Genomic DNA, 18,583 nt, shown 5'->3' on the forward strand with positions numbered 1-18,583 from the left:
CCTTGCTCCATTACTTTTTCAACAGCTTGTCGACGGATTTCTGCGTTTCGGGGTGATAGCGGGGGCGTGCCTTGGCGAAGACGCCCTTCGCCCATGCCGCATCCTTTGGGTTGGCCAGCAGCGCGGTGTACAGCGGCACCACGAACTTCTGGCGCCCCACGTTCATCAGGAAGGTATCGAGCTGCTCGCGCACATCGTAGCCGGCATGCACGGCGGCGAGATAGAAACGGTAGGCGATCTCGTTGTTCTTGCTGGTCTTCAGCGCGAAGATCTGGTCGAGTTCACGCAACTGCTGCGCGCTGGCCTTGTTGTCGATGGCGTTCAGGAAGTGCATCCACTCGGCGGCGCTCCAGCTGCGCGCGGTCAGGTCGGCCGTCGGCTGCTCGCCCTTCAGCCAGGCGGCACGCTGGGTATCGACGGCCTGCAGGCGCTGCGACACCACGCGCTTCGCGCTGGCCGGGATGCCGGAACCATACAGCCATTCGTCGAGTTCCGCCTGGGTCATCACGTTGGGATGCTTGTCCAGCAGGTTGGCGCGCAGGTAGGCCAGGAACTGCTCGGTGGTGGCCGACTGGAAGGCGTGCTGGTCGAACCAGCCGCGCAGGAACGGATCGAACACGTCACGGCCGGCACGCTGCTCGAGCGTGCGGAGAAGCCATGCGCCTTTCGGATAGGCGAGCCCCTCGTCCGTGTAGGTTTCCGGATTGACGTCCGGATCGCGCGTCAACAGGGCCTGCTTGGCGGCCGGGATATCCTTCAGCGACGCCAGCGCCTCGTCCTGCTCCACCTGCAGGTTCATCTCGGCCGCTTCGACGCCGTACAGGATCTCGATGATGCGCGTGGTCACGTAGGTGGTGAAGCCTTCGTTGAGCCACCAGTGTTTCCAGGATGCGTTGGTGACGAGATTGCCGGACCACGAATGCGCCAGCTCGTGCGCGATCAGGTCGTTCAGGCTGCGGTCGCCGGCGATCATCGTCGGCGTCAGGAACGTCATGCGCGGATTTTCCATGCCGCCGATCGGGAACGACGGCGGCAGCACGATCATGTCGTAGCGCCCCCACCGGTAGGGGCCATACAGCGACTCGGCGGCGGCGATCATCTTCTCGGTATCGGCCAGCTCGAACGCTGCCGCCTCGATGCGGCCCGGTTCCGCGTACACGGCCGAGCGCGGGCCCACGTTGCGCATGTCGATCTCGCCGATCGCGATCGCCAGCAGGTACGACGGCACCGGCTGCGGCATGCGGAACGTCCAGCCCCCCTTGCCGGTCGACTGCGGATCGTTCTCGGCACTCATCACCACGCGCATGCCGGCCGGCGCCTCGATGCGCGCACCGTAGGTGAAGCGCACTGCCGGGGTATCCTGTACCGGCGCCCAGGAACGGGCCTCGATCGCCTGCGACTGGCTGAACATGAACGGCCGCTTGCCCGACAGCGTCTGCATCGGCGTCAGCCATTGCAACGCGCCGGCGGTGGGCGCCGTGTGGTAGTACACGCGCACCTTCCTGGGCTGGCTGCGCAATGCGATGCGCAGCGCCTGACCCTTCTTCGGATCGGGGCGGTCCAGCATGTACGAAGCGGGAACCCAGCGGCCGTCGTCATTCTGCACCTGCACCCGCGCGATCTTCAACTGGCGCGTATCGAGCACCAGCGTGCGCACGTTCTTGTCCAGCCAGTTCAGGGTCAGCTCGGCGTAACCGGTCAGCGTCTTTCGGGAGAAGTCCGCCTTGAGGTCGAGATACAGGTCGGTCGTTCGCACCTCGTTGTAGCGGGCGTAGCTGAGCGGGTCCTGGGCGTGGGCCGCTTGTGCGAGCAGTGCCAGCGCGGCCGATAGTGCCAGGCGCAGAGAAATTTTTCGCATGTGCTTCCTTAGAAAGAGTCAGGCTGGCACCGGGATCGCCGGCGCGGGCGCGGTGCAGAATAGCATAGGGAACGTCATTTTCGCCCTCCCCGACAGCGACTCTGCTATCATGGCGCCCGTTCTTTGGGGAGTAGCCTCCTTGCCCGCCACCAGCCCACGCGCTGCGCGGGAAGTACCTGCGTCAACACGATCGGCCGGCAGGCCGTGGCGCAGGTGGCCGGCGCGGATGGTACATCGCGCCAGGCCTGGCGAGACCAATGATCCACGGGCGGCCGCATACATCAAGGGGCCGGGACCGCCCATGGATCCTTGGTTAACATCCGGCCCCCAGCCACCTATATGGAAGCCTTCCTCGTCTCCACGGGCATCGTTGCCCTCGCCGAAATCGGCGACAAGACCCAGCTGCTCGCCTTCGTGCTCGCCACCCAGTTCCGTCGCCCGCTGCCCATCGTCGGCGGCATCTTCGTCGCCACGATCGTCAACCACTTCTGCGCCGCCGCTGTCGGCACGTGGCTCACCGATCTGCTGGGCCCAAACGCACTGCGCTGGATCCTCGGACTGGGCTTCATCGCGATGGCGGCATGGATCATGGTGCCGGACGAAATCGACGAGGACGACGCGCCGGCCAGCCGCTATGGCGTGTTCACCGCCACGCTGATCGCGTTCTTCCTGGCCGAAATGGGCGACAAGACACAGATCGCCACCGTGGCGCTGGCCGCCCGCTTCGACGCGCTGATCCCGGTGGTCGTCGGCACCACGCTGGGCATGATGCTGGCGAACGTGCCGGCCGTGTACCTCGGCAAGCGCGCCGCCACCGCCGTCAACCTGAAGGTGGTGCACGGCATCGCCGCCGTGATCTTCGTCGTACTGGGCGTGGCGACGCTGATGGGCGCCGGCACCGCGGTAGGTCTGTAAAGCAAAACTGGGGACGTACCCTGGTTTTGAGGAAAAACTGGGACGTCCCGGATCGGCGGGCCGCCTGGTTTTGAGGCAATAACCGCCGATGTGCTGGGCAGGCCACCCACCTCGCGGTCAGGAATTTCCCTAAAACCAGGGTACGTCCCCTGTTTCCAGGAAATTCACGATATGCGCAATTCCACAGCATGCTCGCGGCCGTCGTCGGTCAGTGCGATCTCGTTGCCGTCCTGCGCGACGTCATCGACGGTGAGGGAAGCCCCTCCACGCACCACGTGGATCGCGTAGGTCGATGATCCGTAGCGGTAGGACAGGCTGAATTCATTCCACTCGTCCGGCATGCGCGGGGCGAGCGACAGCCGGTCGCCGTTGCGCGTCACGCCCAGCAGCGATTCGAGGATCAGCCGGTACATCCAGCCGGACGATCCCGTGTACCAGCTCCAGCCGCCGCGGCCCACGTGCGGCTCGACGGCGTAGATGTCGGCCGTTACCACGTAGGGTTCCACCTTGTAGACGGCCACGTTTTCCGCACTGGACGCGTGCTGCACCGGGTTAATCAGGCGCATCAGCTCCCACGCCTTCGCGGTATCGCCCAGCGCCGCGAAGGCCATCACGGTCCACACGGCGGCATGCGTGTACTGGCCGCCGTTTTCCCGCACGCCGGGCACATAGCCCTGGATGTAGCCGGGGTTCGGGTCGGCCTTGTCGAATGGCGGGTCGAGCAGCTGGATGAAGCCGCCGTCGCGCCGCACCAGCCGCGCGTCCACCTGCGCCATGGCGCCGCGCACGCGTTCCGGATCGGCCGCCCCGGAGAGCACACCCCAGCTTTGCGAGATCGAGTCGATCTGGCATTCCTCGTTCTCGTGCGAGCCGAGCGGGGTGCCGTCGTCGAAGTAGGCGCGGCGGTACCACTGGCCATCCCACGCGTTCTGCTCCACGTTCGCCGCCAGCTTGACGGCCTCGGACCGGCATTCTTCGGCAAACCCGGCATCGCCGCGCCGCTCGGCCACCACCGCGAACTGGCGCAGCACGTCGACCAGGAACCACGCCAGCCACACGCTCTCGCCCTTGCCTTCCGCGCCGACCTTGTCCATGCCGTCGTTCCAGTCGCAGGAACCGATCAGCGGCAGGCCGTGCGTGCCGAACCGCAGGCCATTGCGGATCGCGCGCACGCAGTGCTGGTACAGGTTTTCCGCCAGCGGCGAACGGCCCGGCATGTCGTAGTACGATTCCTCGTCCGGCTTCACCGGCCGGCCTTCCAGGTAGTGCGCCTCCTCGTCGAGCACCGACAGGTCGCCGGTCACCTGCACATAGCGGGCGGTGGCCAGCGGCAGCCACAGGTAATCATCCGAACAGTGCGTCCGCACGCCACGGTCGGATGGCGGATGCCACCAGTGCTGCACATCGCCCTCCGCGAACTGGTGCGCCGCGCACAGCACCAGGTGCTCGCGCAGAAGGTGCGGCTCGGTATGCACCATCGCCATCGCATCCTGCAGCTGGTCGCGGTAGCCGAACGCGCCGCCGGACTGATAGTAGCCACTGCGCGCCCACAGCCGGCACGCGATGGTCTGGTACATCAGCCAGCCGTTGGCGATCACGTCCAGCGCCGGATCGGGCGTGGCGATGCGCACGGCGCCCAGCGTGGCATGCCAGTGCGCGTGCACGGCGGCCAGCGCATCGCGTGCGGCGCCGGCGCCGCCGTGCTTCTGCACCATCGTGCTCGCGTCGGCATTGCGGCGCCCGCCCATGCCCAGCACGAACACGAGCTCCCGCTCTTCTCCCGGCAGCAGCTCGAACGGCACCTGCAGCACCGCGCAGGCATCGAGCCCCGTGCCGACCTTGCCGGACAGGCGCTGCCGCCGCAGCGCGGCCGGGCTGGCCAGCGTGCCGTTACGCCCCAGGAATTCGGTGCGGTCCGCCGTTGCCGTGCGGGTCGTTGCGTCGACATGGAAGAACGCCACGCGGCCCGAAAACTCCGTGTTGTAGGGATTGCGCGCGAATAGCGCACCGCTGACCGCGTCGAGTTCCGTCACGATGTGCATGCCGGACTTGGCGCGCATTTCGCCCAGCACCCATTCCACGTAACCGGTGGCCGACAGCTTGCGCGCCACCGGCGAATCGTTGCGCACCTTCAGCACCGTGTAGCGCACCGGCGCGTCGTTGGCCACGTATGTCGTGAGGGTCGAAGTGATACCCGCCTCGGTATGCGCGAACGTGCTGTAGCCGAAGCCGTGGCGCGTTACATAGTCGCCTGTGCCGCGCGCCGGCAGTGGCGTGGGCGACCAGAAGTGGCCGCTGGCATCGTCGCGCAGGTAGAACGCCTCGCCGGCGGCATCCGTGACCGGGTCGTTGTGCCAGGGCGTGAGCCGGAATTCATGCGCGTTCTCGTGCCATGTGTAGGCTTGCCCGCTTTCCGAGATCACGCTGCCGAATTGCGCGTTGGCCAGCACGTTCGACCAGGGCGCCGGCGTGACCCGGCCACGGCCAGTGACGATCACGTACTCGCGGCCGTCCGGCGTAAAGCCGCCGAAGCCGTTCCACAGGATCAGGTCGTGCGGTACGTGCGTGGCCGGTCCGGCATCGTCGTACTCGCCGCGCGCGTCGGCCAGCAAGGGCGGCATGCGCAGCGCCGGCGGGCCGGAGCGCTTGATCTGCTCGGCCAGCGGACCGCGGGCGTCGTTGACGATCACCCGCGCCACCGTCTGCAGCAGGATGCGGTCTTCGCTGGAGATCTGTTCGAGCGGCCGCACGAAAATGCCGCCCGGCCGGTCGATCGCCTGCGCGTCGATGCCGGAGGCGATCATGCCGATGATCTGGTCATACAGCGCCTGGCGGTAGCCCGACGTGTCCTCGAACCAGATCACCAGGTCCACCACCAGGCCCTTCAGGCGCCAGTATGCGTGCGCCTGCACCATCTGCCGCGCCACCTCGATATTGGCCGAATCCTTGACCTGCAGCAGCACGATGGGCAGGTCGCCGGAAATCGCGTACGGCCACAGGTTCGACTGCCCGCGCCCGTTCTTGATCAGCACCGAAGGATCGGCGCGCAGCGCGGCGTTCGGGTAGATCACGTGGTTGGCGAGACGGCTGTACAGCTGGCCGTCGGCCTCGGTGGCGTTCAGCTGGCGCAGCACCACCTGGCTGTGCGTCCAGGCCAGCTCGAACACGCGGTCGGCCATGTGGCGGTCCTGGTATTTGTCGATCAGGTGCTGCGCCGCCTCGCGCGTCTCGGTCATGCCGGTGGCGATGTCGACGGTCGCCATCTGGTCCGGTTGCAGCGTGATGCGGTAGCGGATCGCCACGGCCGGGTCCAGCACGGAACCGTGGCCGCCACCCAGCGGGCCCGGCTCGACCAGCGCGCGCGGCGCGCGCGCGCTGTTGCCGCGGCCAATGAAGTGCGCCCGGTCCGTTTCATACGATACCTCGATCACCTCGGCATCGTGCACCGTCATCAAATGCAGCATGAACGGCGGCTGCTCGCCCTTGCCGCGCGGGCGCCGCGTGCACAGGATGGCCTTTTCATCGCCCAGGATCTCGGTCTGCACGAACAGCTTGGAGAATGCCGGGTGCGCCGCGTCGGCAGCGGCCGGCGCCATCACCACTTCGGCAAAGCTGGTCAGCTCGAGCGTGCGCGGGCGGTTCGAATTGTTCGTCACACGCAGCCGGCGCATCTCGATATCGTCTTCCGGGGAAACGACGATTTCGGTGTACAGGTCGATGCCACGGTCGGTGCGCCGGAACTCGGCGCGGCCCTCGGAAAAAATCACCTCCTGGTGTTCCGGCTCGGCCAGCGTGGGCTGGTAGGTGTTGGACCAGAAATGACCATCCTCGTCGCGCACGTAGCAGAACTGCCCCCAGTTGTCGCGTGTGGCATCCTCGCGCCAGCGCGTGACCGCGAGGTCGTGCCAGCGGCTGTGGCTGCCGCCGGCCGCCGTCACCATCACGTGGTAGCGCCCGTTCGACAGCAACTGCACTTCGGGCACGGGCGTATTGGGCTGCGCCAGCACGCGCACCGGGGCAGCCTGGTCGTGCGATGTCGAACGCGCCGCGGCGGCCTGCTCGGAGGCGGTGGAGAAGAACGCGCCGATACGCGGGCTGCGTTCCTGGAGCATCAGCAGCGCCGATTGCAGCATCGGATCGGATTCGAAGCGGCGCTGCATCGGCCGGTCGTGCAGCAGGTACGACAGCGCCAGGAAGCCCATGCCCTGGTGGTGCACCATGAACGATTTCACCACCGCGAAAGACTGCCCCCTTGGCAGCCGCGCCGGCGTGTAGTCGATCGCCTCGTAGAAACCATAGCGACCCATGAAGCCCAGGCCAGCCATCTTCTGCAGGTTCTGGCATGCCGCTTCCGGGTCCACCATCAGCGCCATCATCGATGCATAAGGTGCGATCACCAGGTCGTCCGCCAGGCCCCGCTTCATGCCCAGGCCCGGTACGCCGAACGCGCGGTACTGGTAGTTCATCGCCGCATCCACCGTGGTGTAGCCGGACTCGGACACGCCCCACGGCACGTTGCGCTGGCGCGCGTACTCGATCTGCGCGGCCACCACCGAACGGTAGGTCTGGTCCAGCAGCGTGCTCGGGTAGGTCGGCATCACCAGCAGCGGCATCAGGTACTCGAACATGGAACCGCTCCACGACATGAGCACGGGCTGGCCATGCACGATGGCGAGCTGCCGGCCCAGCGCGAACCAGTGCTCCTGCGGCAGCTGGCCCTGCGCCACGGCCACGTAGCTGGCCAGCCGCACCTCGGAGGCGAGCAGGTCGTAGTAGCTGGCGTCGAGCCGCCGTTCGCTGACGTTGTAGCCGATCGCCAGCAGCCTGGTGGTGCGGTTGTAGAGGAAACCGTAGTCGACCTGCGCGAAGCCGCACGCCTGCATTGCGAGTTCCTGCAGGTGCCCGATACGTTCGCGCGCCACGGCGGCGCCCTGCTCCATCAGCATGCCGAGCTGCTCGCGGCGCTCGCGTTCACCTGGCGCCAGGTCCGACAGCGGCGCACCGACCGGCGGATACGCCGCCAGCTCGCGCAGCGTCGGGATTTTCAACGATCCCGTATCGAGCACGGCGCCGGTATCGCCGGTGATCCATGGCGCCAGCAATGTCAGCTCGTCGAGGGCGGCGCGGCATTGCGCGGCCAGCGCGCCGGCCCACGTGCCTGCCATGGCGTGGCTCGCCAATGCGGCGGTAGTGGCAAAGGCTTCGGTGGCGCCGGTGGCGCGTTCCAGGCAGGCGCGCAGCTCCGGCAGATTCGACGGATACAGTGGCTGTTGCGGCGTCACCGCTTCGCGCAGCGCCGCCAGTGCCGCGGCGTCGATACCTTCGGCCGCTTCGACATCGGCCAGCGCTTCCTGCAGCACGTCCAGCGTGCTTTCCAGGCCGGCCAGCACTTGCGGCCCCAGGATCGGGGCATCGACCGCGTTCAGGAGTGCCGCCTGCAGCACCAGCAGGTGGCCGGCCAGGTTGCCGCTGTCCACGGTCGACACGTACATCGGGTGCAGCGGCTTTTTCGACTGCGTGTCGTACCAGTTGTAGAAATGGCCCTGGTGGCGTTCCAGTTCGCCCATCGTATCGAGCGTGTTGCGGGTGCGCTGCAGCAGCTGCGCCAGCGTCACGTAGCCAAAATCCCAGGCGCTGACATTGGCCAGCAGCGCCATGCCGATATTGGTGGGCGACGTGCGGTGCGCGATGACGGTACTCGGGTGTTCCTGTACGTTATCGGGTGGCAGCCAGTGGTCATCCGGCCCCACGTAGGTATCGAACCAGGCCCATGTCTTGCGGGCCACCGTGTGCAGGAAGCGGCGCTGGTCGTCGCCCAGCTGTGCTTCCAGGCGCTCGACCGGGCGGCTGATCCACCACGCGACCACGGGCGCGACGAGCCAGGCGACGAGGAAGATCGCGGCCGCCTCGAACGCCTTCACGCGCCACAGCGCCAGCGCCGTGCCGGCCGCCAGCGCCAGCACGGGCGAGACCCACATCGCCCGCCAGCTGGCACGCAGGCCACCATCCGCCTGCGACAGTGCCGACGGGCGCCACTGCAGCAGGTGCTTTTTCGTGACCAGCATGCGCCAGCCCGTGCGCACGATCGCATCGAGGCTGATGTAGGCCTCGTATGGCAGGAATGCCAGCGACAGCACACCGTGGGCGAAGTGCAGCCGGCTGCGGCGCAACGAGTTCGACAGGTGCTGCCGCCACAGCGTATCCGGCGACTTGTGCGCCAGGTCGTACAGCGCGGCGGCGATGGCGGGCACGAAGATGATGGCCAGGACCATGCTCGTGTAGAACCACGGGTGCGGCAGCACCGCGAAGGCGAACAGCAGCGACAGCGTCAACGCCGGTGCCACCAGGCTGCGGCGCAGGTTGTCGAACAGCTTCCAGCGCGACAGCGCCGACAGCGGGTTCTTCTCGCGCCCGCCGATCGCCGTGCGCACGCGGCCGCCCAGCCAGCCCGCCAGTTGCCAGTCGCCGCGGATCCAGCGGTGGCGGCGGCTCACGTCGTCCCGGTAGCGCTGCGGATACTGTTCGTACAGCTGGGCGTCGGACAGCAGCCCGGCGCGCAGATAACAGCCCTCCAGCAGGTCGTGCGACAGGATGCGGTTATCCGGGAAGCGCTCGCCCAGGACCTTCTCGAACACGTCCAGGTCGTAGATGCCCTTGCCGATGAACGAGCCTTCCGCGAACACATCCTGGTATACGTCCGACACGGTGCGCGTGTACGGGTCGATGCCCGGTTCGCCGCCGCACAGCCGCTCATACAGCGAAGCGTCCGGGCTTGGCAGGCTGACGGCCACGCGCGGCTGCAGGATGCCGTAGCCGGACACCACGCGGTTATTCCGGGCATCGATCCTGGGCTGGTTCAGCGGGTGTTTCATCGTGGCGATGAACTGGCGCGCCGAATCGCGTGCCAGCTGCGTGTCGGCATCGAGCGTGATCACGTATTTCACGGTGTGCAGTTGGCCGCTCTCGCCGACGACCAGCGTGAAGCGGTCGCGCGCGCCGCCGCGCAGGTACCGGTTCAGGTCCGCCAGCTTGCCGCGCTTGCGCTCATGGCCCATCCACGCGCGCTCGGCAAGGTTCCACAGGCGCGGGCGGTGCAGCAGCACGAACGGGCAGGCGTTTTCTTCCCGCCCGTACTTGCGGTTCAAGTCTTCGATATGGCCGCGCGCCCGTTCGAGCAGGCCCGTATCGGTGGGCAGCGTTTCGGCCTGCGCATCGGCGAAATCGGTCAGCAGGCAAAAATGCAGGTTCGGATCGCGGTTGGCGAGGAAGCGCACCTCGAGCTGTTCGCACAGCTCGTCGACGTTTTCCAGGCTGTAGAACAGCGACGGCACGACGACGATCGCACGCGCATCGGAGGGAATGCCTTCCTTGAAATCCATCCGTGGCAACGGGCTCGGGTGCGTGACCAGGGTGGCGACCCAGTTCACCAGCGCCAGCGCCAGCTGGCTGCTGCCCATCAGGCCCAGCAGCGCCAGCACGACGGTTTCCCAGCCGGCCACGCCATCGCGCATCGCGCGCTCGACCATCAGCGCGGTGGCGATCACCGACAATGCGGCGATGGCTCCCAGGTAGGACGTGAGCGGTGCCGCGCGCACGGTGGCGCGCAGCGATTCGCGCGGCGAGCGGCGCCGCGCCACTTTCTTCTCCAGCAGCAGCACGCCCCTGTCGACCAGGTAGAAGCCCACGTGGCCATGGCGCGGATCGTCGCCGCCCCCGTGGGCACGCGCCAGTTCCACCGCTTCCTGCGCTACCTGCGCTTCGGACAGCACACAGCCGCGCGCGATCTTTTCCACCACGTGGCGGTATTGATCGCGGGTGGCGAAATCCATTGCGCCATAGATGCCGGACGGGTCTTCGCGCAGCACCCGTTCGACGGTGCTCATGGTTTCGACGAATTCCTGCCAGTCCATCGTGCCCAGGAAGCGCAGGCTGCCGATCGTGTTCGCCATCGATACCTGCTCGGCCGCCTGCTGGCCGATCTCGGCCTGGATCTGCTGGTCGATCGTCTGCCCCGCTTCGGCCAGCCGGTAGGTGACCCACGTGAGTGCCAGTGTCAGCGCCGGGCTCTGGCCCTGCAGGCGGCGTGCCAGCTCGGCCACGAAGCCGCTCGTGATGGGGGGATTCGACCGCGCCATGTCGGCCACCAGCAGGATCAGGCCGGAAGGATTCTTGTCGGCGATTTCCATCATCCCGTCGGCCCAGTTGTTCGCCAGGTCGCGCTGGTAGCGGTTTTCGGCCACGCGCGCGGCCACCCGGCGCAGGTTCTCCAGCAGCGCCAGGCGCAGCATGATCGGGATCGCCCACAGTTCGCCCAGCGTCAGCGGTGCCAGCTCCTGGTAGGCCTCGACGAAACGGCACAGGCTTTCCGGATCGACGCGGCCATCGCCATGGGCGATCACTTCCAGCGCCAGCCGGTAGACGCGCGGCGTGCCATCCGTTTTTTCCAGGCGCGGGAGTTCCTTGCTGTAGTCCTTCGGCAGATGGCGCCGCGCGATGCGGATCTGCTCTTCGATCAGGTAGTAGTTATCGAGCAGCCATTCGGAGGCCGGGGTGACCTGGCGGCCGCCCTTGACGGCGATCGTCAATTCCTCGGCCGTGGTGCGCAATACGCGGGCGTTGTCGGTGAGCCGGGCCAGCAGCCGGTCGGGGCCGCCACGCTTGCTCAGCACGTGCGCTTCCGCCAGTGTGCGGCCATGGTGCGCCATCTGCTGAGCACTGTAGAGCTCGGCGCGCAAGGGCGAGTCTTCGGCATCGGGGGCGGCGGAACCGGGCGCGGCTTCCTGGAATCCGGCGGTGAAGCCGGGCCACAGTTTGAGATGTTCTTTCAAGGGAGCCTCGCTTCGGGTGGCTGGCAAGACAGCTGCCACGGCTGGGAGTATGTTGCAGGAAATATTATGCCGGCGCACGTCACGTCACTGTACGCTAGCGTACATAACGATGGTGCAGTGCAAAAAGATTACCAGCTGTTACCGATTCATGGCCCGCCGAGAATGACAAAGGCGGCCTCCCGGCCGCCTTTGCGATACTTCCGGTCGACCGGAAGTCGATCAGGACAGTGCGACGCCGCCTTGCAAATGGAAAGCCTCGGCATAACCAAGGCTGCGCAGGCATCCGGCGGCACGGGCACTGCGGTTGCCACTCTGACAGAAGAACACCAGTGGCAAGCGCGGCGCCTGCGCCAGCCACGCTGGCAGCGCCCCGGCCAGCCGGCTCAGCGGGATGCTGACCGCCTGGGGGCCGATGCATGGCTCGGCGGCAGCATGTTCGTAAGGTTCGCGGACGTCGACCAGCAGCGCGGCGGGATGCTCGCGCAACAGGGTTTCCAGCGTCGCGGCGTCGAGGTGCATGGCTGCGGGCGATGTTTTGCCGGGACCGGCACGCAGCGTGGTGCACAGCGCGGATTGCGCCTCCGTTGCCGGACACAGCAGCAGATCGGCCGGCAGCACACCGGCCAGGCTACTGGGTTCGGCACTGCCGATGAACGCATGCCGGGGCGATTCGCCTTGCGGCCCCAGCAGGTAACACGCCCTGCCCTTGCCGGTGGCCGCGCGACGCAGGCGCCAGCGGCCGATGGCGAGGCAGTCCTCGGGTGCCGGCCACGTGGCGTCACCCTGGGTGAACAGGCGTGCCACCAGCCGGTATCGGTGCGCGCGCAGCAGGGTATCGATGCGTTCGTCCAGCGCGGGGTGCGGGTCGATCGCGGCGCAGGTGCCGCTGGCGGCGTCGAGCACCAGCCACGTATGATGCCCGCCGGCGGTCCATTGCAGCAGGCCATCCGGCCGTGCGGCGGTGGTGTCGCCGAGCAGCCCCGACCGGCGCAGTGCTTCCCCGCAGCGGGCGATCCGTGCGCAGGCTTCGGCGACGGTGGCGGCATCCATCAGCGGGCCGAACGACAACCTCACGGCACTGCTGCTGCGCCATTCGGGCAGCCCCATCGCGTCCAGCACATAGGATGGCTGCGCCTTTGCGGCGGAACAGGCGCTGCCGGCCGACACGCGCACGGCGGCGGCATCGAACAGGTCCAGCAATTCCTTGCTGGACAGGCCGGGCACGGAAAAATTGAGCGTGGTCGGCAGCGCCCGGTCGAACGGCACGTTGAAGACGATGCCGGGCAGCGCCTGGCGCAGCGCGTTCGCCAGCTGTTCGCGGAAAGCATGCAGTTCGGCGTGGCTGCGGAAGGTCACACCATCCTCCAGCGCCGCCAGCACGGCGCCGAGCGCGGCGATGCCCGCCATGTTCTCGGTGCCGGAACGCCAGCCCGTTTCCTGGCCACCGCCCTTCATCAAGGGCGTGAACGGCGCGCCGGCGCGCACATACAGCATGCCGATGCCTTTCGGCGCATACAGCTTGTGGCCGGAAAACGGCGCGTAATCGATGCGCGTGGCAGCCAGGTCGAGCGGCAACTTGCCCAGCGCCTGCACGCAGTCGACCATCCACAGCGCGGCGCTGCCGTCCAGCGCGGCGGCAATGCCGGCCAGGTCCGAGATCACGCCGGTTTCATTGTTGGCGGCCATCGTGCAGACCAGCGCGGCATCCGGTGCCAGCCGGCGCAGAGCCTCCAGGTCATGGCACCCGCCGGCGTCGACCGGCAGCGGCACGAGATCGAGGCCCAGGCCAAGCAGCACATTCCAGTGCGCCAGGCTTTCAGGCACGGCCTTGTGCTCGGTGGCACCGTAGACCAGCAGCGTGCCGGTGCGCTCCCCGGCGGCGCGGCGCGCCCGCACCGCGCACAGGGCGGACAGCACCACGGTCTGGATGCCTTCCGTGGCGCCACTGTTGAACATCAGCTGTCCGGTACCCACGCCGAGCAGGCGGCAGGCGCGTGCCCGTGCCGCGTCGAGCACCGCTTTCGCCTTCAGTCCCGTGGCATGCGTGCTGCTGGGATTGCCGTAGCGCTCTTCCATCGCGAAAACGGCGGCCCGCAGCGCGGCGGGCAGGACGGCTGTCGTGGCATTGCCGTCGAGGTAGATTTCCTTGTTCATCCATCCAGATTAACGGACAAGGGCAGAGCAACCATGCCAATGCTGCCTCTAAAAGCCGCATAATGAGAACACTTATCCTTATATTTTGCCAAATGCAGCATGAACGATCTCGATAAATTCGATTACGCGATCCTGGGTGCGCTACAGGTGGATGGCACGCTGTCCGTGGCCGAGCTGGCGGACAAGGTAGGGCTGACCAGCACGCCCTGCTGGAAGCGCCTGAAACGCCTGCAGGAAGACGGCTACCTGGACCGCCGCGTGGCGTTGGTCAACCGCCGCAAGGCGGGCCTGCCGGTCACGGTCTTCGTCAGCGTGCGCACCAGCCAGCACGATGAAAAATGGCTGGCGAAATTCGCCGCCGCCGTCATCGCGCTGCCGGAAGTCATGGAATTCCACCGGATGAGCGGCGACGTGGATTACCTGCTGAAGGTGGTGACGACGGATATCGACGGCTATGACCGCTTCTACAAGAAACTGATCCGCGTTGCCAACCTGACCGGTGTGTCGTCGGCATTCTCGATGGAGCAGATCAAATACACGACCGCGCTGCCGCTGGATCTGGTCGCGCATGGGGTCGCCGTGGGATAATCAAAAGATGCGTGTAAGATCTTTGTTTAGCGTTTTGCTGCCCGCTCCCAGCACGGCCAGCATGACCGAACGCCTGCGTGCCAGCGCCGGCGCCTTGCTGGGGCTGCTCGTCACCGGTACCGTTGCCCACCTGATGCTGGGCCCCGATGCGATCTGGCTCGTGGCACCGATGGGGGCTTCGTCGGTGTTGCTGTTCTGCCTGCCCGCCAGCCCGCTTGCGCAACCATGGTCTGTCATTGGCGGCAACGTCATTTCCGCGCTGGTTGCCGCTGCCTGCGTGCGCTGGCTTGGCCACCTGATGCCCCTGCCGGCGCTGGCCGCCGTGGGCACGGCGCTGGCCATCGCCGCCATGTTCTTCATGCGCTGCCTGCACCCGCCGGGCGGCGCGGCAGGTCTGACGGCCGTCATCGGCGGCCCCGCGGTCCACGCGGCCGGCTTCTCTTTCGCGCTGGGCCCGGTACTGGTCGACTCGCTGCTGCTGGTGACGGCGGCCATCCTCTACAACAACCTGACCGGCCGGCGCTATCCGCACGCGCAGACGCTGACGCACCCGAATCCCCACGCCACGAAGGACGACGTGCCGACCGTGCGGCTGGGCTTCAAGCCGGAAGACCTGGACGCGGTGCTGCAGCGCTATGGCCAGGTGCTCGACATCAGCCGCGACGACCTGGAAGCGCTGTTCCTGCAGACCGAGTTGCGCGCCTACCAGCGCCGCTTCGGCGTGATCAGCTGCGGCGACATCATGTCGCGCGACGTGGTGACGGCGGAATTCGCCACGCCGCTGACGGAGGCATGGCTTGCAATGCGGGGCCGGCATCTTGCGGCGCTGCCCGTGCTCAATCCCGCGCGGCGCGTGATCGGCATCGTGACGCAAAGCGATTTTCTCAAGCACAGCGGGCTGGACGACTACCGCGGCATGCGTGAGAAGCTGAAGGAGTTCTTGAAGCCGACAGGCCTTTCCCACACGGAAAAGGCGGAAGTGGTGGGACAGATCATGACACCACGTCCCCGCGTGGCGCGCACCGATACGCCGATCGTGGACCTGGTGCCGCTGATGGCCGATGCCGGCTTGCACCATATTCCCGTCGTCGACGCCGAAGAACGCTTCGTCGGCATCGTCACCCAGTCGGACGTGGTGGCGGCCCTGTACGAGCACCGGCTGGCGGAAGCGCAGCCGGCCTGACTGGCCAGCCGCGGAGTGACTGGCTCCAAACCGGGCGCAAGCCGCGGGTTTCGTTAACAGGCACCGGGTTTCCCTCCCCTCGCGTCGCCCCGGCAGCGCCCCCGCACTGCCCGGTCGACGCCGGCCTGTGGATCAGGCGGGCTGTTGCAGCTTGTCGCTCTTGCGGCGACGGCCCATCAGGCCCAGCATGGCGCCACCGGCAAGCAGCATGCCCCAGGTGCCGGGTTCCGGCACCGCAGTGACCGCGGCACCGAACGAGGCGCCATACCAGTATTCGCTCACCGGCGTGGTGAAGTACAGGTCGGTATAGCTACCGTTCAGGCGCACCACGCCATGGCCTTCGATGCCGGTGACCGTGCCGCCGGCGATGCTGAGTTCGCCGTCACCGTAGTAACCGTCGCCTTCGCTGACCAGCGTGATATCGCTGACATTGGCGAAGTTGAATGTCGCGGCGCTGCCGTCGCGGCCCAGGCTGACGATGGCCAGGTAGGGATTGACGACGGCTTCGGAGAAGTGCAGGTGGTGGACGACTTCGGTACCGCCGACAAAGCTGAACATGCCGTCGGTGCCCGGGCCGTTCGTGACTTCGTCGCTGATGTAGGCGGCCTCGCCGGTGAAATAGTCGGCATGCGTGAGGCCGATGGAGCTGTTGCTGAACGTGACGTCGATGGTCTTGCCATTCTGTACTACCGTACCGGCCAGGCCGGTCCAGTTTATCCAGTCGACGGTGTCCGCGGCGGACACATGCAAAGGCGCGGCCAGGGTTGCGGCCAGCAGGCCGGAACCAATCAGTTTGTTCATCTTGTTTTCCTTGGTCGAAGTTGAAAGCGGTGTCAAACGGTGGATTCGCCAGCCCGGGTTCTGGCAGGAAGTTAGTTTAAATGCATGGATTCACGACTGAAACCGTCGAGACAAAGCAATACAAATTGCTGACCGTTGCGGACAAATCCCTGCCCGTAAGGCAACAGATCGCTTATGCTTGCGCCGTTGTCATCCCAATACCATCCCTGGAAAATCACACATGAAGCACCGTATCAAGTTGCGTGCCGCGGGCGCGCTGACCGCCGCCCTGCTGCTGGCCTTTGGCCCGGCAGCGCACGCCGCGCCACCGGCAGCCCACAAGGCCACCGGCAAGGTTGCGGCCGACGTTTCCGCCGCCGAGAGCAAGAAATTCCTCGCCCTCGCGGACGAGTACTACGACGCCATCGCCCGTTTCGAACCCGTGTACGCCACCGACAATGGCGACAACCGCTTCGACGACCAGATCGGCCTGGCAATCGCACCGGCCGAGCGCGCCAGGCAGTTTGCCCGCTACCGCGACTACACGCGCCGCCTGGCGGCCATCGACCGCCACAAGCTGACGCACCGCGACCGCATCAACCTGGACGTGCTGGCGTTCGAGCTGAAGACGCTGCTGTCCTATGAACCCTATCCGGGCCACCTGCTGCCGGTCAGCCAGATGGACAGCCTGCCCGTGACGCTGGCCAATTTCGCCAGCGGCGAAGCGTCGCAACCGCTCACCACGGTGAAGCAGTACCGCGCTTACCTGAACCGGCTGACCCAGTTGCCGGCCTGGATCGACCAGGCGATCGTGAACATGCGCGAAGGCATGCGCACCGGCGTGACGCAGCCGAAGGCGATCATGGTCTCGGCGCTGCCGCAGTTCAGGAAGCTCGTCAGCACCACGCCGGAACAGAGCATTTATTACACGCCGGTCAATCGCATGCCTGCCGGCTTTGCCGCCGCGGACAAGGCCAGCCTCGGCGCCGACTACCGCGCCGCGGTCGCGAAGCTGCAGCCGGCGCTGGCGCGGCTGGCCGCGTTCATCGAGAACGAATACATTCCCGCCTGCCGCACGTCGACCGGCTTTTCCGACGTGCCGAATGGCCGTGCCTGGTATGCGGTGCGCGTGGCGGAGTCCACCACCACGAACCTGACGCCGGAAGCGATCCACGAGATTGGCCTGAAGGAAGTGGCGCGTATCCAGGCCGAGTTCGCCAAACTGGGCCCGCAGCTGGGGTACGACGGCCCGGCCGCCGGCCTGCCGGTGTGGGTATCGCAGCAGCCGCGCTTCTTCCCGTTCAAGACGGAGGATGAAGTGCAGGCCGTGTACCGCAAGCTCGATGGCGTGCTGGATGAAAAGCTGCCGGCCATGTTCACGCTGCTGCCCAAGGCAAAGCTCGACCTGCGCCTGGAACCGGAACTGTCGCGCGACACGGCATCGGACCATTACACGGCGCCGGCGGCGGACGGTTCGCGGCCGGGCGTGTTCTGGTCCGTCGTGACCGATCCGGCAAAGTACGGCAGCACGGGCATGACGACGCTGTTCCTGCACGAAGGCAAGCCGGGCCACCATTTCCACATCGCGCTGATGCAGGAACTGGGCTTGCCGAACTTCCGCAAATTCGGCGGCAACACGGCCTTCACGGAAGGCTGGGCGCTGTACGCGGAAACGCTGGGCCGTGAGATGCGCCTGTTCGACGATCCGGCGCAATACTTTGGCCACCTGAACGACGAACTGCTGCGGGCAACGCGCCTGGTGGTCGACACGGGCATGCATGCGAAAGGATGGACGCGCGAACGGACGATCCAGTACATGAAGGACACGCTGGGCTATGACGCGGTGGCGCGCAGCGAGACGGAGCGCTACATGGCGTGGCCGGGCCAGGCACTGGCCTACAAGATCGGCGCGTTGAAGATCATGGAATTGCGCCAGCGGGCGCAGGAAGCGCTGGGCGAAAAATTCAGCCTGCCGGCGTTCCACGAACAGGTGCTGGGTGACGGCACCTTGCCGCTGCGTTTGCTCGAAGCGAAAATCGATGGCTGGATCGCGCAGCAGCGCGTGCCATGACCGCTTGATCGGGCTGGACTGATGCCTGGACGATACGCTGCATTGTTTGGGCAGTGTCGTTCCGGGCGTTGAGCGAGACAGACTTGTCGGCGTGGCTTCGGCCGCGCCGGGACGGCAGCCAGTCGCGTATGACTTTTTCCTGCATGAGTTCTCCCTGCTTGTTTCCTGCTTTACTCGTTCTGCTTTACTTGTCCTGCTTTACTTGT

8 protein-coding genes and 1 riboswitch are annotated in these 18,583 nt (G+C 66.6%); of the genes, 4 read left to right on the plus strand and 4 right to left on the minus strand.

What is annotated here, in order from left to right; all coding sequences use genetic code 11:
• Positions 1-10: 10 nt before the first annotated feature.
• Positions 11-1,858, minus strand: coding sequence for a M1 family metallopeptidase (locus EWM63_RS11180; protein ID WP_130186584.1), 1,848 nt, complete (start codon positions 1,856-1,858; stop codon positions 11-13).
• A 113-nt stretch (positions 1,859-1,971) separates the two neighbouring features.
• A riboswitch (yybP-ykoY riboswitch) is annotated at positions 1,972-2,105 on the plus strand.
• Positions 2,106-2,197: 92 nt separating this feature from the next.
• Here EWM63_RS11180 and EWM63_RS11185 point away from each other — a divergent pair.
• Positions 2,198-2,773 carry a TMEM165/GDT1 family protein gene (locus EWM63_RS11185; RefSeq protein ID WP_130186585.1) on the plus strand — a complete coding sequence of 192 codons (576 nt, stop codon included), beginning with the start codon at positions 2,198-2,200 and terminating at the stop codon, positions 2,771-2,773.
• A gap of 164 nt (positions 2,774-2,937) precedes the next feature.
• Here the strand turns inward: EWM63_RS11185 and EWM63_RS11190 are convergent, their stop codons facing one another.
• Together EWM63_RS11190 and EWM63_RS11195 are read right to left on the minus strand one after the other, a co-directional pair.
• Positions 2,938-11,601, minus strand: coding sequence for a glycoside hydrolase family 94 protein (locus tag EWM63_RS11190; protein ID WP_371861209.1), 8,664 nt, complete (start codon positions 11,599-11,601; stop codon positions 2,938-2,940).
• A 219-nt stretch (positions 11,602-11,820) separates the two neighbouring features.
• Positions 11,821-13,755 (minus strand): aminotransferase class V-fold PLP-dependent enzyme, encoded by a 1,935-nt coding sequence (locus EWM63_RS11195; protein ID WP_130186586.1) that lies wholly within the window; start codon positions 13,753-13,755, stop codon positions 11,821-11,823.
• Positions 13,756-13,854: 99 nt separating this feature from the next.
• Between EWM63_RS11195 and EWM63_RS11200 the strand changes: the two genes are divergently transcribed.
• Both EWM63_RS11200 and EWM63_RS11205 read left to right on the plus strand, forming a co-directional pair.
• Positions 13,855-14,343, plus strand: a complete 489-nt coding sequence (locus EWM63_RS11200) for an Lrp/AsnC family transcriptional regulator (protein ID WP_130186587.1) — start codon at positions 13,855-13,857, stop codon at positions 14,341-14,343.
• Positions 14,344-14,404: 61 nt separating this feature from the next.
• Positions 14,405-15,526 carry an HPP family protein gene (locus EWM63_RS11205; RefSeq protein WP_229487853.1) on the plus strand — a complete coding sequence of 374 codons (1,122 nt, stop codon included), beginning with the start codon at positions 14,405-14,407 and terminating at the stop codon, positions 15,524-15,526.
• 132 nt (positions 15,527-15,658) lie between these two features.
• Here the strand turns inward: EWM63_RS11205 and EWM63_RS32350 are convergent, their stop codons facing one another.
• Complete coding sequence (locus tag EWM63_RS32350; protein WP_229487854.1) at positions 15,659-16,327, minus strand: PEP-CTERM sorting domain-containing protein; 669 nt, start codon at positions 16,325-16,327, stop codon at positions 15,659-15,661.
• A gap of 220 nt (positions 16,328-16,547) precedes the next feature.
• On the opposite strand from EWM63_RS32350, the gene EWM63_RS11215 reads away from it, so the two are divergent.
• On the plus strand, positions 16,548-18,377 hold the full coding sequence (locus tag EWM63_RS11215; protein ID WP_130186589.1) for a DUF885 domain-containing protein: 1,830 nt from the start codon (positions 16,548-16,550) through the stop codon (positions 18,375-18,377).
• Positions 18,378-18,583: the final 206 nt, after the last annotated feature.

It is taken from the genome of Pseudoduganella lutea (assembly GCF_004209755.1).
GTDB lineage: Bacteria > Pseudomonadota > Gammaproteobacteria > Burkholderiales > Burkholderiaceae_D > Rugamonas > Rugamonas lutea.